Here is a 21742-nt window from a genome sequence, read left to right as displayed (position 1 = left end):
CCGCTTCTGGGGAGGAGACAGCCGTGAGCACGGTGGTGTTCCGCCGGCTCCCGCGTCAGCCGGGGCCAGCCTTGCCGCGCGGTGAGGTGCTGCTGGAGTCCCCTCCGGAGCTGCCGGAGCCGACGCCCCGCGGGATGGGGCAGCTGCTCATGATCCTGCCGATGTTCTGCGGGGTCGGCGCGATGGCATTCCTCTACGCCGGCAAGGGCGGCGGCATGATGACGTACGTCGCCGGTGGTCTGTTCGGCGTCTCCATGCTCGGGATGGCGATCGGTTCGCTGGCCAACAACGGCGGCAAGGACAAGGCCGAGCTGAACGCCGACCGCCGCGACTACATGCGCTACCTGGCCCAGATGCGCAAGCGCACCCGGCGCGCGGCCGAGCAGCAGCGTGCGGCGATGGCGTGGCGGCATCCGGAGCCGGACGCGCTCTGGTCGATCGCCGCGTCCCGGCGGCTGTGGGAGCGGCGGATCACCGAGGACGACTTCGGCGAGACCCGGATCGCGCTCGGCCCGCAGCGACTGGCGGTGGAGATCGTTCCGCCGGAGACCAAGCCGGTCGAGGACCTGGAGCCGATGAGCGCGATCGCGCTGCGCCGGTTCGTCCGCGCCCACTCGAGCGTGCCCGACCTGCCGACCGCGCTGTCGGTGCGCGCGTTCAGCCGGGTGGTGCTACGTGGCGACCGGGAGCCGGTGCTCGACCTGGCCCGGGCCGCGCTGGGTCAGCTGGCGACCTTCCACGCCCCGGACGACCTGGTGATCGCGGTGGTGGCCGCACCGGACCGGCAGTCCGCCTGGAACTGGGTGAAGTGGCTGCCGCATGCGCACCACAGTGGACGCACCGACGCGGCGGGCGCGCGTCGACTGGTGTTCGCGAGCCTCGCCGACGCGGAGGAGTCCCTCGCCGGTGAGCTGGCCGGGCGACCCCGCTTCGCGCCGGAGGCCAAGCCGCTGACCACCGCGCCGCACCTGGTCGTGGTGATCGACGGCGGCGAGGTGTCGCCGACCGGCCAGCTGCTGGGCCCGGGTCTGCTGGGCGCCACGATGATCGACCTGTCCGGCACCGTCCCGCGCGACGCCGGCCGCTGGCTGCTGTGCCTCGACGTGGGCGACGGAAGCACCCTGGAGTTGGTCCGGGGCAGCTCGTCGTCGCCGCTGGGCCGCCCGGACCGGCTCACCGCCGAGGCCGCCGAGGGGCTGGCCCGGCAGATCGCCCCCTACCGGCTCTCCCAGCAGCAGACCAGCAACGAGGAGCCGCTGGCCCGCAGCATGGAGCTGCCCGACCTGCTCGGCGTGGGTGACGCCGCCACGGTCGACGTCCGGCAGACCTGGCGGCCACGCGGGCACCGGGACCGGCTGCGCATCCCGCTCGGCGTCGGCCCGGACGGCAACGTGGTCGAGCTGGATTTCAAGGAGTCCGCGCACGAGGGCATGGGCCCGCACGGTCTGGTGATCGGCGCGACCGGTTCCGGCAAGAGCGAGCTGCTCCGTACGGTGGTGGCCGCGCTGGCGGTCACCCACTCGTCGGAGGAACTGAACTTCGTCCTGGTGGACTTCAAGGGTGGCGCGACGTTCGCCTCGTTGGAGGCGCTGCCGCACACCAGCGCGGTGATCACCAACCTGGCCGACGAGCTGCCGCTGGTGGACCGCATGCGGGACGCGCTCGCCGGCGAGATGGTGCGCCGGCAGGAGCTGCTGCGGGCCGCCGGCAACTACGTCTCCCGCTTCGAGTACGAGAAGGCCCGCTCGGCCGGCGAACCGCTGGCGCCGATGCCCAGCCTCCTGATCATCTGTGACGAGTTCAGCGAGCTGCTCGCCGCCAAACCCGACTTCATCGACCTCTTCGTCATGATCGGCCGGCTGGGCCGTTCGCTCGGCGTGCACCTGCTGCTGGCCAGCCAGCGCCTCGAAGAGGGCAAGCTGCGCGGCCTGGACACCCACCTGTCGTACCGGATCGGTCTGCGGACCTTCTCGGCGGTGGAGAGCCGGATCGTGCTCGGCGTGCCGGACGCGTACGAGCTGCCGAACGCGCCCGGGCACGGCTACCTGAAGACGGACACCAGCACGATGCTGCGGTTCCGGGCCGCGTACGTGTCGGGGGCGTACCGGGCGCCGGGGCAGCAGGCGTCGGCGTCGCAGGCGCTGGTGCAACGCCGGATCGTGCCGTACGGGCTCGACTTCATTCCGGCGCAGGCCCCGCAGATGCCGGTGGACACCGCACCGGAGCCGGAGCAGCCGGCGGACGGCAAGGCCGTGGCGATGCTCGACGTGTTGATCGACCAGCTCAAGGGCCGTGGCCGTCCGGCGCACCAGGTCTGGTTGCCGCCGCTGGCCGACCCGCCGGGCCTGGGTGAACTGCTCGGCCAGCTGGCCGTGGACCCGACGTACGGCCTGTGCACCGCGTCGTGGCCGGGCCGGGGCCGCCTCACCGTGCCGGTCGGCGTGGTCGACCGCCCGTACGAGCAGCGCCGTGACCCGATGATGGTCGAGCTGGCCGGCGCGGGCGGCAACGTGGTCATCGTGGGCCGTTCGATGAGCGGCAAGAGCACCATGCTCCGTACGCTGCTGGCGTCGCTGGCGCTCACCCACACGCCGCGTGAGGTGCAGTTCTTCTGCCTGGACTTCGGCGGTGGCGCGTTGCGCAGCCTGGAGCGGCTGCCGCACATGGCCGGGGTGGCCGGCCGGCGGGACGTCGAGGCGGTGCGCCGCACGGTGGCCGAGGTTGTCGCGGTGCTGGACGACCGGGAGGCGCGCTTCGCCCAGCACGGCATCGACTCGGTGGCCAGCTACCGCCGTCGGCGGGCCGCCGGCGAGTTCGCCGACGACCCGTTCGGTGACGTGTTCCTGGTGGTGGACGGCTGGAACACGCTGCGCCAGGAGTACGAGGAGCTGGAGCAGACCATCACGACGCTCGCCAACCGGGGTCTCGGTTTCGGCGTGCACGTGGTGCTCACGGCGGTGCGCTGGGCGGAGATCCGGATCAACATGCGGGATCTGCTCGGCACCAAGCTTGAGCTGCGGCTGGGTGACGCGTCCGAGTCGGAGATCGACCGCCGCTCGGCGATGAACGTGCCGGAGAAGGCACCCGGCCGTGGTCTGACCCGGGACAAGCTGCACTTTCTCACCGCCATCTCCCGGATCGACGGCCGCCGCGACATCGAGGACCTGACCGAGGCGTCGATCGCCCTGGCCGGGCACGTGGCGACGAACTGGCCGGGTCGTCCGGCGCCGAAGGTGCGGCTGCTGCCGCGTCGACTTCCGGTGGCCGAGCTGGCCCGGATCATCGACCGGTCGGTGCCCGGTCTGCCGATCGGCGTCAACGAGTCGGCGCTCGCGCCGGTCTACCTGGACCTGGTCAACGAGCCGCATCTGACGGTCTTCGGCGACGCCGAGTGCGGCAAGACGAACCTGCTGCGGTTGATCGCCCGAGGCATCACCGAGCGGTACACGCCGGCGCAGGCCCGGCTGGTGATCGCCGACTACCGGCGCGGCCTGCTGGGTGCGGTGGAGGGCGACCACCTGCTGGACTATGCACCGTCCAACCAGGCGTTCGCCCAGGGGCTCGGCTCGATCCGCAGCGCGTTGTCCAACCGGCTGCCCGGCCCGGACGTGACCACGGCCCAGCTGCGCGACCGCAGTTGGTGGAAGGGTCCGGACCTGTACATCCTGGTGGACGACTACGACCTGGTGGCCTCCGGCGGCAGCAACCCACTCAGCGCCCTGCTGGAGTTGCTGCCGCAGGCTCGGGACATCGGCCTGCACCTGGTCGTCACGCGGCGGGTCGGTGGCGTGTCCCGGGCGCTCTACGAACCGGTGCTGCAACGGCTACGGGAACTGGACTCGCCGGGCCTGCTGATGTCCGGCAACCGGGAGGAGGGTGCCGTCTTCGGCACGTTGCGGCCGAGCCCGCAGCCGCCGGGTCGGGGCACCCTCGTGCGTCGCCGCGACGGCCAGCAACTGATCCAGACCGCCTGGTCCGAGCCGTCCTGACGGGGTCGACGTGCACGGGCGCCGATCGTTGGGTCGCATTCCCGATTCACCACTATCCATCGAACGTGGCCGGTCAGGGCTGCGCCGGCTGGACCGGGTCGGCTACGGTCTTCACTGGAGTGTCCGTCGGTGGGGTGTCGCTGCCTTGCCGCGGGGGAGGGGTGCGGCGAAGCCGCCACCACAACATGACGGAAGGGTGTGAAGCATGGCGTTCGAGGTCGAAGCTGCGACTCTGCATACCGCCGCGAGTGACGTGCGGTCCACGCGCAGCGAGGTCGACGGCGAGCTGAAGAAGCTGTGGAACGTGGTCGACGACCTGGCCATGGCGTGGAAGGGTCAGGCGTCCACGGGCTTCCAGTCGTTGATGTCGCGCTGGAACGAGGACACCGTCAAGCTGCTGACGGCGATGGACAGCATCGCCGACCTGCTCGACAAGTCGGGTACGACGCACCAGGTCAACGACGAAGAGCAGCAGCAGATGCTGGACAAGTTCCACTCTGCTCTCAACCCGTGATCCGCAGTCAGCAGAGGAGGAAGTCGTGACGATCAAGGTTGACTACGCGGTCCTCGAGAGCAGCAACCAGCAGATGCAGGCCATCTCGAAGACCATCGACGAGAAGCTCGACACGCTGCGGTCGATGCTGTCCAAGCTGCACTGGGACGGCGAGGACCGGGTCGCCTACGAGCAGCACCAGGCGAAGTGGGACACGGCCGTCCGGGACATCAACCGGATTCTCAACGAGATCGGTGGTGCCGTCGGCATCGCCCGGGAAAACTACGTCTCCACCGAGATGAGCAACTCCAAGGTGTGGAGCTGAGGCAATCTCCGCTGCGGCTCCGGTCCGGGTTCGACCTGGGTCGGGGCCGCAGTGCGTTGTCCAGCCCGTGGCGGCCCAGGAGCCAGCTCAGTCGGTGACGGGTGTGTCCGTACGCCGGCCCGGGCGCCAGCCGCGCCGACGGCCTCGGGCCAGCACCGGTCGCGCGACCAGCAGCAGCACGACGAGCAGAGCGCCGACCGCCGCGGCCCAGAGCGCGGCGGTGCGTTGCCAGCTCAGCGGGTCGGCCTCCGGGGTGGGTGCCGGCAGTGCCCCGGCGGGTGGGTCCGTGCGGGTGCCGAGCACACTCGACACCGCCCGGTACGGGCTGACCACGCCGTAGCCGATGTCCGCGTTGTGCCCGTCGGGCGGGTTGTCGGCGGTCCGTTCCAGCCGGTCGGCGACCTGCTGTGGGTCGAGGTTGGGGTAGGCGGCCCGGACCAGCGCGGCCGTCCCCGACACGTACGCGGCGGCGTAGCTGGTGCCGCCGTTGGGCTCGGCGCGGTAGCCGGACCCTCCGGGGGCCGGTCCGACGATGTTCAACCCCGGCGCGGCGATGTCCACGTAGGAGCCGCTGACCGACGTGCCGACGTGGCTACCCTGCTCGTCCACGCCGCCGACGGCGATCACGCCGGGATAGGCGGCCGGGTAGCCCGGCCGGTCCTGCTGGTTCTCCTGCCGGTTGCCGGCGGCGGCGACCAGGATCACCCGCTTGGTCAGCGCCCGTTCGACGGCCTGCGCCAGCTCGGGGCGGGGCAGTGTCGTCAGCGACATGTTGATCACGTCTGCGCCCTGGTCGACGGCCCAGTCGATGGCGGCGGCGACCTGCCCGGGCAGCGCCTCGTCGTTGGTGCTCTTGAGATCGGGCAGGACCCGGATCGGCAGGATGCGCGCGGCCGGGGCGATGCCGCTGAACGGGACGCCGGTGCCTTCCTTCCCGGCGATGATGCCGGCGATCATCGTGCCGTGCCCGACCAGGTCGCACTGCCCCTGGTTGGCCGGGAGGTCGTTGAAGTCGCGACCGTCGAGCACCTGGCCCTTGAGCACCGGGTGGATGGCGGAAACCCCGGAATCGATGACGGCGACCGTCACGCCGGCGCCACGGGACAACGGCCAGGCCGAGGACGGCTCCAGTCGGCGCAGCCCCCACGGCATCTCGGTCAGGCCCGACTCGCCGGCAGGGCCACAGGTGGGCGGTGCCGCGACCGCCGGGGCGGGTGCCACCAGGGCGGTGCCGAGCAGGGTCGCCAACGCTCCACTGAGGACGCGGCGGGTGGCCCGCCGGGCACGGCGGGGCGGCTCGGTCGCGCTCATCGGCAGGCTTTCGCGCACCCGCAGAGATTACCGCTGTGGTGCGCCGGGCAGCGGCCCGGCGGTCGCGGTCAGGAGGGGCGGGTGGTGTCCACGGGGGGTGCCTCGGTGAAGAGCGCGAGCAGGTCGCCGACCTGCCGGTCGGCCTCGGCGGGGTGCCGGAACCGGCCGGACGGGTTGAGGGTGTACTCGTTGCGCCGCCCGACCCGGGTGCGCCGCAGGTAGCCCTCCGCCTCCAGGTCCGCGACGATCGCCTGCGCGGCCCGTTCGGTCACGCCGACCTCCGCCGCGACGTCGCGTAGCCGTGCGGTGGGGTCGCGGGCGATGGCCAGCAGAACGTGCCCGTGGTTGGTGAGGAACGTCCAGTTCCGCCCGCCGCCGGTGTCGCCCGTCACAGTCCGTGCCATGGTTGGATCACCTCTCCAGGTGCCAAGCCTGCCTCAAGGGCTTCCCCGCCCCACTCTCGGGGGGTGTCCGACGACTGACCGCCGGGTCAATGCATGAAATCTAAATCACGCATATCTTGACGCCTCTTCCGGTGCGTGTGACGGTGTAGCCCCGAGCCGGCGCTCACCGCAGGCCCGCCTGAAGAGCCCGGTTGACCAGGTCATACGCATGGACGAGGAGCGGGGATGAGTCTTCCCGGAGCATCCGGCGGGCAGCCGGGTTCGCAGCGCGGCGCAGACGAGTCGTCGACGCACACCGAACCGGCCCGGGCGTACGCCGAGCTGGTCGCCGGCAACCGGCGTTTCGTCAGCGGCTCCCCGCGCCACCCCAACCAGGACGCCGGGCACCGGGCCGCGGTGGCCGACGGACAGCACCCGTTCGCGGTGATCGTCGGCTGCTCCGACTCACGGTTGGCCGCCGAGATCATCTTCGACCGGGGGCTGGGGGACCTGTTCGTGGTCCGCACGGCCGGGCACACGACCGGCCCGGAGGTGCTGGGCAGCGTCGAGTACGCCGTGACCGTGCTCGGCACCCCGCTGGTGGTCGTGCTGGGCCACGACTCGTGCGGCGCGGTCCAGGCGGCCCGGGAGGTCACCGCCACCGGCGTCGCACCGGCGGGGCACCTGGGCGCGGTGGTCGACGCCGTCCTGCCCAGCCTCCGTCGGGCCGCCGCCGAGGGGGTCGACGACATCGACGGCATCGTCGACATTCACATCGCGCAGACCGTCGAGACGTTGCTCGGGCAGTCGTCCGTGCTGGCCGACGAGGTGGCGCGGGGACGGTGCGCGGTAGTGGGCGTGTCGTACCGGCTGGCCGCCGGAGTGGTGCGCCCGGTCGCCGCCGTCCCGGCCGGCGTGGCGACGCTCGACGTGCCCGACGGGTCTGCGGCGGCAGCCGCCTGACGCGACGAGGGCCGCCCCGCGTGACGCGGGACGGCCCTCGACAGCGAGAGGTGCGGGTCAGAGCATCGACATGTGGACGTGGTCGGTGTGGTCCGAGTCCCCGCTGTACGACTTCCAGCCGGTTGCCGGGAACCAGATCTGCCGGTTCCAGATCACGTAGTAGATGCCGAGGCGGTCGGCGTTACGGATGAGGAATGCGGCAACGTTGTTGCCGTACATGCGGGTGTCGTCGTTGTGCCACGGGCTGAAGCCGCTCTTCTGCAACGACCAGTCGCAGGCGCGGCCCTTCGGGTGCTCCCACGGCCCGCCGGGGCGGTAGCAGCCGACGAACCGGTTGAAGCCGGCCTTCTTGACCTCCTTGTACGCGTGCAGCGTGCGCGGCGTGATGCAGCCGGAGGTGGTGGGGTCGTTCTCGCTGCAGGACTCGGACTTCCACTCACCGTCGACGGTCCGGCCGGGGCCGATCGCGGCGACCCGTGAGGTGGCGTCCACCAGACCGCCGGTGAAGCCCTGGCCGCCGACCAGGGCGAGCGCCTTGTCCGCGTCGCGCTTCTCCTTGGCCATCAGGGCGGCCTGCTTCTGCTGCTCGCGGACCTCCGCGTCGAGGGCCAGCTTGGCCTGCTCGGCGCGAAACTTCACCGCGTTGACCTCGGCGAGCTTCTTCTCGTTGACCATGTTCATCTCGTCGAGCGTGGCGACGCGCCGGACGAACGAGTCGGGGGCGTCGCTCTCCAGCAGCATCGCGATCGCGCCGATCCGACCGGTCCGGTACGACTGGGCGGCGATCTGACCGACCTGCGGGGCCAGGGCCTCCAGGTCGGCCTTCGCGCGGTCCACCTCGTGCGAGAGTTCGAGCTGTCGCTTCTTGGACTTGTCCAGCTTGGACTTGGCGGCGACGTAGTCCCGGTTGGTCTTCTCGATGACGTCGGTGAGCAGCTTGGGCTCGCCGTCCTCCTCGTGCCCGGACGGCGTGGGAGTCGTCGGGGCGGCGTGCGCGGGGAGGGGCCCGGCGAGCACGGTCAGTGCGGCGATCACGGCCACCACCGGTGTCAACCAGCGGCGTAGGGGTGCCGTCACAATGTTCCCTTCCGTCGACCGCCGACCGGGTTAGCTGACGGGTTCGGGGCGGAAGTGGCCCCTACCGCTGTCGCGGATTCACCCCACGTACCTGGGTTCCCGGCTCGCCGGTTGGCGATTGGGCGGTGGTACCGCAGGCGCCGCTTCGCGCCTTCGGCGGTGACCGGCAGCGAGGTTACCCGAGAGTCGACCGCCTGAGCTACGTCCCGATGCCGACTAAAAGCGTCATTTCGCCATGGCGTTGAGTGACCAGTGATGCGGTTCTCAGGCCGGATGCCCGATCTGGTCACGCTGAGGAGTGTCACCATGCCGTATCCGTGCTCCTGTTCGGCTCTGGCCACCGGTCGGTGGCGGTGGGCGGGGGTGTGGGCCCCGTCGGGTCCGGTCCGTCCGGTGGACCCGTGCGGGGGGAGCTCAGGGCGGCCAGCGCTTCCGCCCGGTCCGGCCGGGGCCGCCCGGCGGGGGCGTCGTCGGCCGGCGCGGCAGCCGACCGGCCGGCGGCGGTCACCACCGCGGCGAGCCCGGTGGTCAGCGGTACGGCGGCGATCAGGCCGAGGGTGGCGACCGCGCTGCGGACGATCTCCTGCGCGAGGAACTCGCTGGTGAGGATCTGGCCGAGGGGGCGCGTGTCGGCGGTGAGCAGGAGCAGCAGGGGCAGCGAGGCGCCCGCGTACGCCAGCACGATGGTGTTGACCGTGGAGGCGATGTGGGCCCGGCCGACCCGGGTGGCCGCCCGGTAGAGCTGCAACCGGGTCAGGCCGGGGTTGGCGTTCGCCAGCTCGGTGACGGTGGCCGCCTGGGTGACCGTCACGTCGTCGAGCACCCCGAGCGAACCGATGATGATCCCGGCGAGGAGCAGGCCGTGCAGGTCCACGTCGGCCTGGAACATCGACAGCGTGGTGGCGTCCTCGCTGCCGAAGCCGGTCAGGTGGGTGGCGGCGGTGGCGATGGTGGCCAGCACGCCGGTGAGCACCAGGCTGCCCAGGGTGCCGAGCACGGCGACCGAGGTCTGCGCGGTCACCCCGTGCGTCAGGTAGAGCACCACGAACATGATCAGCGCGGCGCCGACGACCGCCACGAGCAGCGGTGACCGACCGGCCGCGATGCCCGGCAGCACGAAGGTGAGCAGGATGGCGAAGCTCGCGGCCAGCCCGGCGAGCGCGGCCAGGCCACGCCACCGGCCGAACGCCACGATCGCGGCGGCGAAGACCACCGCGAGCCACACCAGCGGCGTGCCGCGCTGGTGTTCGGCGATGTTCCAGCTGCTGGCGCTGGGATCGGCCGGGTCGTTCAGCTCGACCAGGATGACCTCGTCGCCGACGTCGACCCGGGGCGCCCCCGGGCCGTCCGGTACCGGAGTCTGGACCTGCTGCCCGGCACTCGGCCCGTTCTGCACCCGGACGTCCACGGTGCCGCACGGCCCGTCGCCGGCGTCCGGTGTGCCCTCCGGGGTCTGCGGCGTGGGCGGGCACGGCTCGGTCACCACACGGGTCACGGTGCCCTGGTAGCGCGGGACGTCCGCGCCGCCGCCGGTCTCCGGCGTGCCGTCGCGGGGCCAGAGCACCAGCGCCGCGACCACCGTGGCGACGAACAGGGGTACCACCGTCGCGACGAGGATCCGTCGTACCCGGGGCGGGGCGGACGGAGCGGAACGGGTGTGGTCGGAACCCAATGCGAGACTCCCAACGAATCCGGTGCGGGGTACGTGCCGACGGGCCGGTCGGTTCACCGCCGCCGCGGTATTGCGGCGGCGGGCGCGACGGATCGCTGGATGACGACCGTTTGGTCACACACCGTGAACGAGGGGTCGGCTCGGCCGGGGGCGCCGCCGCGTCGAGGCGGTGTCGGCGCCGGACTGCGCGGCGGGATCCGGAGGGCCATCGCCGGAAATGCTAACCAGCCCGGGCGCGGGACGCAGGTCGTGGCGGAGTGTCGGGGGTTGTCGAACAGCCCGCGGGGCGGCGTGCGGGGCTGGATGGTGGAGTCATGCGCGCTGAGTCACCGCAGGACCGGCATCGTGGCGGGCACGACAAGCACGCCGGTCACGATCCGGCGATGTTCCGTCGCCGGTTCTGGGTCTGTCTGGTGCTCACCGTGCCGGTGGTGTTGACCAGTCACCTCGTGGCGGACCGGCTCGGCCTGCGCGGGGATGTTCCGGGGCGTTCCTGGGTGGGGCCGGTGCTCGGCTCGGTGGTGTTCTGGTGGGGTGGCTGGCCGTTCCTGGTCGGTGCGGTCCGGGAGGTCCGGGACCGGGCGCCGGGCATGATGCTGCTGATCGCGATGGCGATCACCGTCGCGTACACCGCGTCGCTGGCCACCAGCGTGGGTGCCTTCGACCTGGACTTCTGGTGGGAGCTGGCGGCGTTGGTCACCATCATGCTGCTCGGGCACTGGCAGGAGATGAAGGCCATCGGACAGGCTCGGGGCGCGCTCGCGGCGCTGGCCGCGCTGCTGCCCGACGACGCCGAGCGGGTGACCGCCGACGGGCGGGTCGAGGCCGTGTCCGTCGGCGAGCTGCGGGTCGGCGATGTGGTGCTGGTCCGCCCGGGCGGTCGGGTGCCGGCCGACGGGGGCATCGTCGACGGCGGCGCGGAGCTGGACGAATCAATGATCACCGGCGAGTCGCGGCCGGTTGCCCGCGCGGTCGGCGACCGGGTGGTGGCGGGCACCGTCGCCACCGACTCGGCGATCCGGGTACGTGTCGAGGCGCTGGGTGCCCAGACGGCCCTCGCCGGCATCCAGCGCATGGTCGCCCAGGCGCAGCGTTCCGGCGGTCGTGCCCAACTGCTGGCCGACCGGTTCGCCGCCGCGTTGTTCTACGTGGCCACCGGCACCGCCGTGCTGACCGTGCTGGTGTGGACGGCGCTCGGCCAGCCCGACGAGGCGGTGGTGCGCGCGGTCACCGTCCTGGTGATCGCCTGCCCGCACGCGCTCGGCCTGGCCATTCCGCTCGTCGTCGCGCTCTCCACCGCGCTTGCCGCGCGATCCGGGATCCTGGTGAAGGACCGGTTGGCGCTGGAGCGGATGCGGACCGTGGGCGCGGTGCTCTTCGACAAGACCGGCACCCTGACCCGGGGCGAGCACGCCGTCACCGACGTGCTGGCCGCGGCGGGTGTCGACCGGGACGAGGCGCTGCGGCTCGCTGCCGGGGTGGAGTCGGACAGCGAGCACCCGTTGGCCCGGGCGATCGTCGCGGCGGCGGGGCCCGCCGGTCCGGCTCGGGCGGCCGGGTTCCGGTCGCTGCCGGGCCGCGGGGTGCAGGCAACCGTCGACGGTACGCGGTACGCGGTGGGTGGGCCGGCGCTGCTCCGCGAGCTGGGGGTGTCCCTCCCGGCCGATCTGGAGGCGGCGATCGGGCACTGGTCGGCGCGCGGTGCGGCGGTGCTGCACCTGGTGCGGCTGCCGGACACCGTGCTCGGCGCGTTCGCGTTGGCCGACGAGGTGCGTCCGGAGGCGCGGCGGGCCGTCGACGAGTTGCGTGCCGAGGGTGTCCGGACCATCGCCATGATCACCGGAGACGCGCGGCCGGTGGCCGAGGCGGTCGCTGCCGAACTCGGGTTCCGTCCCGGCGTCGACGAGGTCTTCGCCGAGGTGCTGCCCGCCGACAAGGACGGCCGGGTGGCCGAACTCCGGCGCCGGGGCCTGACCGTGGCGATGGTCGGCGACGGGGTGAACGACGCGCCCGCCCTGGCCCGCGCGGATGTGGGCATCGCGATCGGTGCGGGCACCGACGTGGCGATCGAGTCGGCCGGGGTGGTGCTCGCCTCGTCGGACCCGCGCGGGGTGGCTGCCGTGGTGCGGCTGTCCCGGGCGTCGTACCGGAAGATGCGGCAGAACCTGGCCTGGGCGGCGGGCTACAACGCGGTGGCGCTGCCGTTGGCGGCCGGGGTGCTGGCCTGGGCCGGGGTGGCGTTGAGCCCGGCGCTGGCCGCGGTGCTGATGTCCGCGTCCACCGTCGTGGTCGCGCTCAACGCCCAGTTGCTGCGGCGGGTGCGGCTCGACCCGGAGCGGGACTGAGGGGCGTCAGCCGCGCTTCATCAGCCGGCCGACCGCGGCCATCATCTCGGTGGCCATCTCGTCGGCGCGGCCCTCGGCGGCGCCCTCGTGCATGCAGTGCCGGGCGTGCCCGTCGAGCAGCCCCAGCGCCACCTTGTCCAGGGCGGCCTGGATCGCGGAGATCTGGGTGAGCACGTCGATGCAGTAGCGGTCGTCGTCGACCATCTTCTCGATCCCCCGGACCTGCCCCTCGACGCGGCGGAGCCGCGCGAGCAGCTGGTCCTTGCTGGCGGTGTACCCGCGGATCGGGGTGGGTGCGGTCATGGCGACCAGGATAGCCTACCCCTGGGGGGTATGGTACGGTCCTTCGTGCGATACCCCCACCGGGTACCGGTAAGCGAGGCGGAGGAGACGGTCCGATGGTCAACACGACGTACCAGGTGCAGGGCATGACCTGTGGGCACTGCGTCAGCGCGGTGAGCGCCGAGGTGGGCGCCCTCGCGGGTGTGCGCGACGTCCAGGTCGATCTCGCCAGCGGCCGGGTCACCGTGAGCAGCGACCAGCCGCTGGACGTGGCGAGCGTCCGGGCCGCCGTCGACGAGGCCGGCTACGACCTCGTGGACGGGTCGTCGGAAGTCCCGGCGTGAGCACGGTGACCCGACTGGGCGGGTTCGCCCTCGCTCTCGTTGCGGTCTTCGGCACGGCGTACGAGGTTGGCCAGGTGGTCGACCCCGAGGTGCCCGCCGTGGAGAGTCGGCACGACGGCGGCGCCACCTCGGCGGGGGGCCACGACGAGACGGCCGACCGGCTCCCCGGCGGCCTGCTCGTCTCCGACCGGGGCTACACCCTCGCCCCGGTCGGCGCCCCGGCCGGCGAGTTCGCCTTCCGGATCGACGGCCCGGACGGCCGCCCGGTCACCCGGTACGACGTGGCGCACGACAAGCGGATGCACCTGATCGTGGCCCGGCGGGACCTCTCCGGTTTCCGCCACGTCCACCCCGACCTCGGCCCGGACGGCACCTGGCGGGTCGCCACCCCGCTGGCCGGCCCCGGCCAGTGGCGTGCCTTCGCCGACTTCGCCCCGACCCGGGGTGAGCCGCTGACCCTCGGTGTCGACGTGACCGTCCCCGGGGAGCTGACCGAGCGGCCGCTGCCCGCACCGGCGACCAGCACCACCGTCGACGGTTACACGGTCACCCTGACCGGCGCGCCGCAGCCCGGCCGCACCTCGTCGCTCACCCTGACCGTCAGCCGTGCCGGGCAGCCGGTCACCGACCTGGAGCCCTACCTGGGCGCGTACGGCCACCTGGTGGCGCTGCGCCGGGGTGACCTCGCGTACCTGCACGTGCACCCGGACGGGACACCCGGCGACGGCCGGACCCGTCCCGGCCCGAACGTCACCTTCCTCGCCGAGGTGCCGTCGACCGGCAGCTACCGGCTCTACCTCGACTTCCGGCACGGCGGGGCGGTGCACACCGCCGAGTTCACCGTCGTCGCCGGCACCGCCCCGACCGGGGGCGACCCCGGCGCGAGCGGACCCGCGCCGACCGGAGGCGCCGAGCACGGCACCCCCGGGCACGGGCACAACTGACGGGACCAGACGATGACCACCACCAGCAGACCCCTGCCCGAGGCGCCGAACCGGATCGAGCTGGCGATCGGGGGGATGACCTGCGCCGCCTGCGCCGCCCGGATCGAGAAGAAGCTGAACCGGATGGACGGGGTGAGCGCCACCGTCAACTACGCCACCGAGAAGGCCACCGTCCGCTACGCCGACGGCGTCACGCCCGACGACCTGATCGACACCGTCCAGAAGACCGGCTACTCGGCGGCGTTGCCGGCCCCGCCGACCGCAGAGCAGCCGGTGGACCCGCTGCGCGGCCCGCGTACCCGGCTGTGGGTGTCGGTGGCGCTCAGCGTGCCCGTGGTCCTGCTGGCCATGGTCCCGGCCTGGCAGTTCGACTACTGGCAGTGGCTGTCGCTGACCCTCGCCGCCCCGGTGGTGGTCTGGGGTGGCCTGCCGTTCCACCGGGCCGCCTGGACCAACCTGCGCCACGGCGCGGCGACCATGGACACGCTGGTCTCGCTCGGCACCCTGGCCGCGTTCGGCTGGTCGCTGTGGGCGCTCTTCCTCGGCGACGCCGGTCTGCCCGGCATGACACACCCGTTCCGCCTCGACATCACCCGCACCGACGGCGCCGGCACCATCTACCTGGAGGCGGCCGCCGGGGTGACGGTGTTCATCCTGGCCGGCCGCTACTTCGAGGCGCGGTCCAAGCGCACCGCCGGCGCGGCCCTGCGCGCCCTCCTCGAACTCGGCGCCAGGGACGTGGCGGTGCTGCGCGACGGCGTGGGGACCCGGATACCGGTGGACCGGCTCGCCGTGGGCGACCGGTTCGTGGTCCGGCCCGGGGAGAAGATCGCCACCGACGGGGTGGTCGACGAGGGCACGTCGGCCGTCGACGCCAGCATGCTGACGGGCGAGTCGGTGCCGGTCGAGGTCGGTCCCGGTGACGGCGTGGTCGGTGCCACGATCAACGCGGGTGGCCGGCTGGTCGTCACCGCCACCCGGGTCGGCGGCGACACCCAGCTCGCCCGGATGGCCGACCTGGTCGAGCAGGCGCAGAGCGGCAAGGCGGCGGTGCAGAGGCTGGCCGACCGGATCTCCGGGGTCTTCGTGCCGATCGTCATCACCCTCGCCGTCGGCACGCTCGGCTGGTGGTTCGGCACCGGTGCCGGCCCGACCGCCGCGTTCACCGCCGCCGTGGCCGTGCTGATCATCGCCTGCCCGTGCGCGCTCGGCCTGGCCACCCCGACCGCGTTGCTGGTCGGCACCGGGCGGGGCGCCCAGCTCGGCGTACTGATCAAGGGGCCGGAGGTGCTGGAGTCGACCCGGCGGGTGGACACCGTGGTGCTGGACAAGACCGGCACCGTGACGACCGGCCGGATGACCCTGGTGGACGCGGTGCCGGCGAGCGGGGAGGACCGCGGCGAGCTGCTCCGGTTGGCCGGGGCGGTGGAGGCCGCCTCCGAGCACCCGATCGCCCGTGCGGTCGCCGCGGGCGCCGCCGAGGCCGGCACGCTGCCTCCGGTCACCGGCTTCGCCAACCTCGAGGGGCTGGGCGTGACCGGCACCGTCGACGGGCGGGTCGTGCTGGTCGGTCGGCCCCGGCTGCTGCGCGAGCGGGGACTCGACGTACCGCCGGAGGTCGAGTGGGCCGTCAGCGACGCGGAGGCCGCCGGCCGGACGGCGATCCTCGCCGGTTGGGACGGGCGGGCCCGAGGGGTCCTCGCGGTCGCCGACGTGGTCCGGCCGACCAGCCGGGCGGCCGTTGCGCGGTTGCGCGCGCTGGGGCTCACCCCGATCCTGCTGACCGGGGACAACGCCACCGTGGCCCGCGCGGTCGCCGCCGAGGTGGGCGTGGACGAGGTGATCGCCGAGGTGCTGCCCGCCGGCAAGGTCGACGTCGTGCAGCGGCTCCAGGCCGAGGGGCGGTCGGTGGCGATGGTCGGTGACGGGGTCAACGACGCCCCGGCGCTGGCCCAGGCCGACCTGGGTCTGGCCATGGGCACCGGCACCGACGTGGCGATCGAGGCGTCCGACCTCACGCTCGTCCGAGGCGACCTGGACGCGGCGGTGGACGCGATCCGACTGTCCCGGCGCACGCTCGGCATCATCCGGGGCAACCTCTTCTGGGCGTTCGGCTACAACGTGGCGGCCCTGCCGTTGGCCGCCGCCGGGCTGCTCAGCCCGATGATCGCCGGCGCCACCATGGCGTTGTCCTCGGTCTTCGTGGTGGCTAACAGCCTGCGCCTGCGCCGGTTCCGCCCGGCTGCTGGTGATCTGTGACGGCGGTAATGGTTGGAGTGGTGACGGCGGGGGTACCTCTGGGGTCGTAGAGACGCTTGCAATTGGAGGTTGGCAATGGGTATCGACGACAAGATCAACAACGCCACCGAGGACGCGACCGGCAAGCTGAAGGAAGGCGCCGGTCGGGCCACCGACAACGAGCAGCTCGAGGCCGAGGGCCGCGCTGACCAGTCCATCGCCAAGCTCAAGCAGGCCGGCGAGAAGATCAAGGACGCCTTCAAGAGCTGACGTACGACGTAACCCGCACGCCGGGCCGGTGATCATTTACCGGCCCGGCGTCGCGCTGACCAGCCGGTCCGAATCAGTGAAGCCGGCATCCGACCCCCTGGCGACATCTTCTCCGGGTCAGTGTCGCCCGCCTTGATGAAGTTGTGGGCGAACGGCTGGCAGGGAGGTGCTTTTAACAACCCCCACTGCCGCTCGCGCTAGCGCCGGCTCCGGGGAGGCCGCTTACGCAGCACGACCGCAATCGCGCCGATCGCGGCCAGGGCAATTCCGCTGATGGCAGGAATCGCTACCGGGCGACGTCGCCCATCTCCTCGGCGCTGCTCAAGACGATGCAGAGCAGCGCCCCGATGGACAGCGCCGTCACCAGCAACAACCCCGCGATCAGGGCGTTCTCCGTGCTGCCAGGTCCCCCGGGCTGGTGCGGCCCGGTACCCGTGGTCACTGGGTCTCGTTCTCCCTCATAGATGGTTCTTGCCTCGGACATGAGCGGACGTGACCGTTCAAGGCGGCCCCGGGGAGTGCCATCCCCGGGAGCCGGCCGCCTTGACCTGGCGAGCCAGGCCGGCTACTTCCGTTGGAGCAATCTAGCTTTCGCACCGGACAGCGACCCCACCACTGAGCGTTCGGCGGCCCGTCTCGCGCGCTCGGTTGGACTGTAACGGCACCTCCCTCCACTACCGACTCGCCCGCGCGTGCGCCAGGGCGTCGCAGCTAGAGGGCAAATGCACATCAGTGCGACAACTTGCGGGGTGTCGCTGTGGATAAGTATGTGGACGCTGTCTGACGGATCGCCGTTTTCGCCGTCGGTGCTCCGCGCAGGTGTGCCAGACGTGCTCCGAGATGAACTACCGGGGGCTGGCCGCCAACTACCTGTCCGGCGCAGAGCAGCGGGACGACGAATCGGGGGTCAAGCTGAATGCCAACGACCTCCGCCAGTGCGGCGCGGCGTACGCGATGCTGGCCGTTGCGCAGGAGTTGAACCGACTCCGCGACGCCGTGAAGGACGTAGCCGACAAGCTCGATGGCCCGGGTGCCTCCGACGCCGGCACGAGCCTCTACTACATCTCCGACTGGCTCAAGGGTGTGGTGGAGAAGCAGTAAGCGGTACGGCAGACGGCCCGGACCTTGGCAGGGTCCGGGCCGTCTCAGCTTTCGTCACGCGCTTGGTGCGGCCGGTGCTTCTTGATCCACGCTTCGACGTCGGCGCGGTCCCAGACTCGCACCTTGCCGCTGGCGACCGTATCAATCGGTGCCGGGAAGGTCGCGCGGTTCGTGATCTCGGTGGCGCGGGTGCGCGACACGCCGCCGAGCATGTCCGCGATGTCGGAGAGCGCCACGAGTCTCACGCCATGACCGTATGTACGTGTTACGTGCGCACGTTGCCACTTCCAAGCTTGACGGTGTGCACGTTGCAAGGGAGGCTGGCGGGGCGACAACCGGATGCGGTCCGGTCACCTGATCAGGGATCGGTGGCCGGACCTGCCCGTTCTGGAGGTAGAGCCGTGGCCATGGACGACGGACCTGTGACGCCAGCGCTGGTCGGTTGGACCGCGCAACGGGTGATCACCCAGCATCACAAGCCACCCAGCGAGCACCGGGCCACCGGAGGCTGAGCACAGTGCCAGGGCGACCGGTGCGACATGCTGACGTGGGCACGAGACACGCTCAAGGCGCACCGCAGGTGATCGAGCGGGAGTTGCCCCGGTCGGTGTGGGTGCCGATGCTGGCCCGGCAGACCCTCGCGCAGCACCAGGCGCATGGGTCGTGCCAGCGCTGCCGGCCAGGTGGGTGCAGCGAACTGCGGTGGGCGCGCGACCGGTTGAAGGCGTACCGGGTGGTCGGGACCGATCGCAGCGTTACTAGAAATCCCTCATCTGCATAATCGCCAAGGACGCCGTCGCGCCTACCTGATCGACCAGGTGGTACCCGAGTGGGGCGCGCGCTGTCCGGCCGTCGACCCCGTGGTCTGACCGCGCGGCTGTCGGACGGTCAGTGCCGCCCGGCGGCCAGCCGCGCCGCCCGCACCTCCAGGTACCGCTGCTCCGGCAGGCTCGTGGTGCCACGCGCCGCCGCCAGGTACGCCTCCCGCGCCGCACCGGGCTCACCGGCCAGCTCCAGCAGGTGCGCCCGGACGGCGGCGAGCCGGTGGTGCCCGGCCGTGCGCTCGTCGGCGTCCAGTGGTGTGAGCAGGGCCAGCCCGGCGCGTGGACCGTCCACCATGGCGACCGCCACCGCCTGGTTGAGGGTGACCATCGGATTCGGGGCGATCCGGGCCAGCAGCCGGTAGAGCGCGACGATCTGCCGCCAGTCCGTCTGCGCCGCCGTCGGCGCCTCGGCGTGCACGGCGGCGATCGCCGCCTGGAGCTGGTACGGGGCGGGTGGCGACCAGGTCAACGCCTCCGTGATCAGCGCGATCCCCTCCGCGGTGGCGGCGGCGTCCCAGCGGCTGCGGTCCTGCTCGGCCAGCGGCACCAACTCGCCGTCCGGACCCACCCGGGCCGCCCGGTGCGCGTCGGTGAGCAGCATCAGCGCCAGCAGGCCGGCCACCTCACCATCGTCGGGCAGCAGCCCGTGCAGGATGCGGGCCAGCCGGATCGCCTCGCCGGTCAGGTCGACCCGGTGCAGGTCCGGCCCGCTGGAGGCCGTGTACCCCTCGTTGAAGATCAGATAGAGCACCCGCAACACCGTGCGTAGCCGCTCCTCCCGCTCACCCGGCGCCGGCATGTCGAAGCGGGCGCCGGCGGCCTCGATCCGCTGCTTCGCCCGGCGGATCCGCTGGCTCATCGTCGCCTCCGGCAGCAGGTGCGCCCGGGCGATCTGGGCGGTACTGAGCCCGCCGACCGCGCGCAGCGTGAGCGCCACCTGCGCCGACCCGGCCAGTGCCGGATGACAGCAGAGAAACAGCAGGGTGAGGGTGTCGTCGGCGTCCGCCACCGCCGGCTCCGCGTCGGCCGGTGGCGCCACCTGACCGTACGCCGGCTCCCGCAACGCCACCGCCATCTCGCGGTCGCGGCGGGCGCGCTCGCTGCGCCACTCGTCGGTGAGCCGGCGGGTGGCGACGGTGAGCAGCCAGGCACGGGGATTGTCCGGTACGCCCTGCCCGGGCCATTGCAGGGCGGCGGCGAGCAGCGCCTCCTGGACCGCGTCCTCACACCTGTCGAACTGCCCGTGCCGGCGGACCAGCAGGCCGAGGACCTGCGGCGCGAGCGTGCGCAGCAGATCCTCGACCGTCCGGTCCCCGGTCACATCTCCGTCCCGGCCTCGTCCATGATCGGACGGACCTCCATCGCGCCGCCGAAGCGGACGTCCGGCCAGCGGGCGGCGATCTCGGCGGCCCGCTCGGGACTGTCGCAGTCGACAGCCAGGTAACCGGCGAACTGCTCCTTGCTCTCCATGAACGGTCCGTCGACGACTTCCGGGTGGCCGCCGGCGAGCCGGACCGTACGGGTCTGCGACGGATTGGCCAACGCCTGGCCGCCGATCAGCTCGCCGGTCTCGGTCAGCTCCTTCATGATCTCGTCGACCTCGCCGAACAGGGCGGTACGGTCCTGCTCGGACAGCTCCTCGGTGAAGCCGGGCCGGTTCCAGATCAGCAGCATGTACTTCACGGCGATGCTCCTCGCGTCCTGGTCGCACCCCGGTCGGGGTGCGGCTCACCGGAGGGTCGGAGCCGTCAGCCCGTTCCCTACCGCGTACCGAAGAAAATCGCAGAAAACCTCCCCGACGGCGGTCCCACGCCGATCGGGTCAGCGCCGATCGGGCCGTCCGGGCACCTGTCGAGGCTTTCCGCCGCCGCCGACCTCCAGCGACGCCCGGTCGGCGGCCGACGTGCCCGACGACCAGCCCTCGGCGTCGCGGACACTGAGCCGGTGCCGGGTGACGCCGGGGAACAGGGTGTCCAGCCGCTCCCGGACCGCCTCGCCGCGCTTGGCGAGCACCGGCAACAGCAGCTCCGCCCCAGCCGTCCCGGCCGCCGCCTGGTCCGCGGCGTCGGTGGCCGCGTCGGTGGCCGTCCGCAGCCGTTCACCGATCCGCAGCGCGAACGCGTTGAGGAACGACTCGTCCCACACCTTCGTCCGCCGGCCCGACCCCGCTCGGCGCTCGGTACGCCCGCGCAGCATCGCGGCGGTCGCCTGGACCAGCAGCGACGTGTAGAGCAACTCCACCGCCACCAGGTCCGCCGGCCAGCCCAGCACGGTGGTGAAGCCCAGGTCGTCGGACCAGACCGCCTCGCACCGGTTCGCCGCAGCCACCTCCTGCACCAGCAGGGCCTTCGCGCCCGCGTACGGGGGGTCGGTGCTCAGCCGGACTCCGCCCGGCACGTCGCCGCTCTCCGCCCCGGCGGCCAGTAACGCCTCGTCGATGCTGTGCCGGGCGATCAACTCCTGTGCCTTGCCGGTCAACGCCTCCGCCTCGGCCGGGAAGGTCGTCGACTCCGCCTTCGCCAGCAGCGCCCGTACCCGATCCAGCATCGGCGACCCACTGCGGGCCGTACCGGCCGCGCGGGGGATCGCCGCGCCGGTCGAGCCGGGCGGCGGGCGCAGCACCGCGATCGGCGGCAGGCTCTCCACCAGCGCGAGTACGTCGATGGCGGCGCGGAGGGCGTCGACCCGGTCCAGCCCTTCGCGGCTGGCCCAGCCGGCCAGCACGCCCCGGTCGTCGTGGCGCACCTCGGCGGTCAGCTCGCGGAGCTGGTCGTCCCACCAGGTGGGGACCGGCTCGGCCTGCTCGGGCCGCTGGGCGGCCATCGCGTCACCGACCAGCCGGGCCGCGCGGGCGTCGAGCCGTCGCGCGGTGAGCCGGTGCACGTCGGCCGGCTGCCACCCGCGCGGCCAGAGCCGCCCCAGGCCACGGACCAGGCGACGCAGCAACGCCGCGTCGACCGCCGTGGTGCCGTCCGCCGCGCCGGTGCCGACCATCAGCTGGTCCAGCTGCCGTTCGGCCTGGCGTACGTCGGTGCCGCGCACCGCCGCGAGCGCGTTGGCGACGAGTTCGTCCGCGTCCGGCACGTGCACCTCCTTCTCGGCTGACCCTTCAGGCTCCATGATCATGCCGCGCCAGGTGCCGGCGGCGCGAAACAGGGAAGTCGCCGCCCGCCCGCCCGCC

At 72.5% G+C, this 21742-nt stretch carries 20 protein-coding genes and 1 riboswitch; of the genes, 10 read left to right on the top strand and 10 right to left on the bottom strand.

The genetic code is table 11. The annotated features are described in order from the left end of the window. Positions 1–23 precede the first annotated feature (23 nt). The 3 genes from eccCa to O7620_RS22260 all read left to right on the top strand — a co-directional run bounded on the left by eccCa (position 24) and on the right by O7620_RS22260 (position 4807). Complete coding sequence (gene eccCa / locus O7620_RS22270; RefSeq protein WP_278124899.1) at positions 24–3989, top strand: type VII secretion protein EccCa; 3966 nt, start codon at positions 24–26, stop codon at positions 3987–3989. A 205-nt stretch (positions 3990–4194) separates the two neighbouring features. After that, positions 4195–4503, top strand: coding sequence for a WXG100 family type VII secretion target (locus O7620_RS22265; RefSeq protein WP_151488007.1), 309 nt, complete (start codon positions 4195–4197; stop codon positions 4501–4503). A 25-nt stretch (positions 4504–4528) separates the two neighbouring features. Then, positions 4529–4807 carry a WXG100 family type VII secretion target gene (locus O7620_RS22260; protein WP_139583997.1) on the top strand — a complete coding sequence of 93 codons (279 nt, stop codon included), beginning with the start codon at positions 4529–4531 and terminating at the stop codon, positions 4805–4807. Between the two features lie 87 nt (positions 4808–4894). Here the strand turns inward: O7620_RS22260 and mycP are convergent, their stop codons facing one another. Beyond that, a complete protein-coding gene (mycP, locus tag O7620_RS22255) occupies positions 4895–6136 on the bottom strand; it encodes a type VII secretion-associated serine protease mycosin (protein ID WP_278124897.1) in 1242 nt (413 codons plus the stop codon). Between the two features lie 50 nt (positions 6137–6186). Continuing rightward, entirely contained in the window at positions 6187–6522 is a 336-nt protein-coding gene (locus tag O7620_RS22250; protein ID WP_151488008.1) for a MarR family winged helix-turn-helix transcriptional regulator, read from the bottom strand. 225 nt (positions 6523–6747) lie between these two features. Here O7620_RS22250 and O7620_RS22245 point away from each other — a divergent pair, with 225 nt between their 5' ends. Then, positions 6748–7464 (top strand): carbonic anhydrase, encoded by a 717-nt coding sequence (locus O7620_RS22245; RefSeq protein WP_278124895.1) that lies wholly within the window; start codon positions 6748–6750, stop codon positions 7462–7464. A gap of 57 nt (positions 7465–7521) precedes the next feature. Here O7620_RS22245 and O7620_RS22240 read toward each other — a convergent pair whose 3' ends face one another. Together O7620_RS22240 and O7620_RS22235 are read right to left on the bottom strand one after the other, a co-directional pair. Further along, a complete protein-coding gene (locus tag O7620_RS22240) occupies positions 7522–8541 on the bottom strand; it encodes a hypothetical protein (RefSeq protein WP_278124894.1) in 1020 nt (339 codons plus the stop codon). A gap of 4 nt (positions 8542–8545) precedes the next feature. Next, positions 8546–8676: riboswitch (cyclic di-AMP (ydaO/yuaA leader) on the bottom strand. 166 nt (positions 8677–8842) lie between these two features. Next, positions 8843–10213: a YibE/F family protein gene (locus O7620_RS22235; protein WP_151488011.1), complete on the bottom strand. Its 1371-nt coding sequence runs from the start codon at positions 10211–10213 to the stop codon at positions 8843–8845. 314 nt (positions 10214–10527) lie between these two features. Here O7620_RS22235 and O7620_RS22230 point away from each other — a divergent pair, with 314 nt between their 5' ends. Beyond that, positions 10528–12558 (top strand): copper-translocating P-type ATPase, encoded by a 2031-nt coding sequence (locus O7620_RS22230; protein WP_278124893.1) that lies wholly within the window; start codon positions 10528–10530, stop codon positions 12556–12558. Positions 12559–12564: 6 nt separating this feature from the next. Here the strand turns inward: O7620_RS22230 and O7620_RS22225 are convergent, their stop codons facing one another. After that, complete coding sequence (locus O7620_RS22225) at positions 12565–12861, bottom strand: metal-sensitive transcriptional regulator (protein WP_030329541.1); 297 nt, start codon at positions 12859–12861, stop codon at positions 12565–12567. Between the two features lie 95 nt (positions 12862–12956). Here O7620_RS22225 and O7620_RS22220 point away from each other — a divergent pair, with 95 nt between their 5' ends. The 4 genes from O7620_RS22220 (at position 12957) to O7620_RS22205 (ending at position 16636) form a co-directional block, all read left to right on the top strand. Further along, positions 12957–13184, top strand: a complete 228-nt coding sequence (locus O7620_RS22220; protein WP_151488013.1) for a copper ion binding protein — start codon at positions 12957–12959, stop codon at positions 13182–13184. Beyond that, entirely contained in the window at positions 13181–14128 is a 948-nt protein-coding gene (locus tag O7620_RS22215; RefSeq protein ID WP_278124889.1) for a hypothetical protein, read from the top strand. Before O7620_RS22220 ends, O7620_RS22215 begins: the two co-directional genes overlap by 4 nt. Before the next feature lie 12 nt (positions 14129–14140). Further along, the gene (locus O7620_RS22210; protein WP_278124887.1) at positions 14141–16387 is read left to right on the top strand and encodes a heavy metal translocating P-type ATPase; all 2247 of its coding nucleotides are present in this window, start codon (positions 14141–14143) and stop codon (positions 16385–16387) included. A gap of 75 nt (positions 16388–16462) precedes the next feature. Next, complete coding sequence (locus tag O7620_RS22205; protein ID WP_278124886.1) at positions 16463–16636, top strand: CsbD family protein; 174 nt, start codon at positions 16463–16465, stop codon at positions 16634–16636. A 286-nt stretch (positions 16637–16922) separates the two neighbouring features. Here the strand turns inward: O7620_RS22205 and O7620_RS22200 are convergent, their stop codons facing one another. Beyond that, positions 16923–17078 carry a hypothetical protein gene (locus tag O7620_RS22200; protein ID WP_278124885.1) on the bottom strand — a complete coding sequence of 52 codons (156 nt, stop codon included), beginning with the start codon at positions 17076–17078 and terminating at the stop codon, positions 16923–16925. A 398-nt stretch (positions 17079–17476) separates the two neighbouring features. Here O7620_RS22200 and O7620_RS22195 point away from each other — a divergent pair, with 398 nt between their 5' ends. Beyond that, positions 17477–17737 (top strand): hypothetical protein, encoded by a 261-nt coding sequence (locus tag O7620_RS22195; RefSeq protein WP_278124883.1) that lies wholly within the window; start codon positions 17477–17479, stop codon positions 17735–17737. Between the two features lie 44 nt (positions 17738–17781). Here O7620_RS22195 and O7620_RS22190 read toward each other — a convergent pair whose 3' ends face one another. The 4 genes from O7620_RS22190 to O7620_RS22175 form a co-directional block, all read right to left on the bottom strand. Next, positions 17782–17982 (bottom strand): hypothetical protein, encoded by a 201-nt coding sequence (locus O7620_RS22190; protein ID WP_151488017.1) that lies wholly within the window; start codon positions 17980–17982, stop codon positions 17782–17784. A gap of 643 nt (positions 17983–18625) precedes the next feature. Beyond that, complete coding sequence (locus O7620_RS22185) at positions 18626–19882, bottom strand: DUF6596 domain-containing protein (protein ID WP_278124880.1); 1257 nt, start codon at positions 19880–19882, stop codon at positions 18626–18628. Further along, the gene (locus tag O7620_RS22180) at positions 19879–20235 is read right to left on the bottom strand and encodes a YciI family protein (protein ID WP_278127104.1); all 357 of its coding nucleotides are present in this window, start codon (positions 20233–20235) and stop codon (positions 19879–19881) included. Before O7620_RS22180 ends, O7620_RS22185 begins: the two co-directional genes overlap by 4 nt. 147 nt (positions 20236–20382) lie before the next feature. Then, complete coding sequence (locus O7620_RS22175; protein ID WP_278124879.1) at positions 20383–21645, bottom strand: DUF2786 domain-containing protein; 1263 nt, start codon at positions 21643–21645, stop codon at positions 20383–20385. Between the last annotated feature and the right edge of the window lie 97 nt (positions 21646–21742).

The sequence above is a fragment of the Micromonospora sp. WMMD710 genome, from assembly GCF_029626045.1.
GTDB lineage: Bacteria > Actinomycetota > Actinomycetes > Mycobacteriales > Micromonosporaceae > Micromonospora.
Note: the sequence above shows the minus strand (reverse complement) of the source record. Positions and strands in the feature narration are given on the sequence as shown.

Coding starts and splice junctions, on each gene's coding strand:
- O7620_RS22205 (WP_278124886.1), top strand. CDS start 16,463: ATGGGTATCGACGACAAGATCAACAACGCCACCGAGGACGCGACCGGC.
- O7620_RS22195 (WP_278124883.1), top strand. CDS start 17,477: ATGAACTACCGGGGGCTGGCCGCCAACTACCTGTCCGGCGCAGAGCAG.
- O7620_RS22210 (WP_278124887.1), top strand. CDS start 14,141: ATGACCACCACCAGCAGACCCCTGCCCGAGGCGCCGAACCGGATCGAG.
- O7620_RS22220 (WP_151488013.1), top strand. CDS start 12,957: ATGGTCAACACGACGTACCAGGTGCAGGGCATGACCTGTGGGCACTGC.
- O7620_RS22225 (WP_030329541.1), bottom strand. CDS start 12,861: ATGACCGCACCCACCCCGATCCGCGGGTACACCGCCAGCAAGGACCAG.
- O7620_RS22265 (WP_151488007.1), top strand. CDS start 4,195: ATGGCGTTCGAGGTCGAAGCTGCGACTCTGCATACCGCCGCGAGTGAC.
- O7620_RS22245 (WP_278124895.1), top strand. CDS start 6,748: ATGAGTCTTCCCGGAGCATCCGGCGGGCAGCCGGGTTCGCAGCGCGGC.
- O7620_RS22230 (WP_278124893.1), top strand. CDS start 10,528: ATGCGCGCTGAGTCACCGCAGGACCGGCATCGTGGCGGGCACGACAAG.
- O7620_RS22180 (WP_278127104.1), bottom strand. CDS start 20,235: ATGCTGCTGATCTGGAACCGGCCCGGCTTCACCGAGGAGCTGTCCGAG.
- O7620_RS22250 (WP_151488008.1), bottom strand. CDS start 6,522: ATGGCACGGACTGTGACGGGCGACACCGGCGGCGGGCGGAACTGGACG.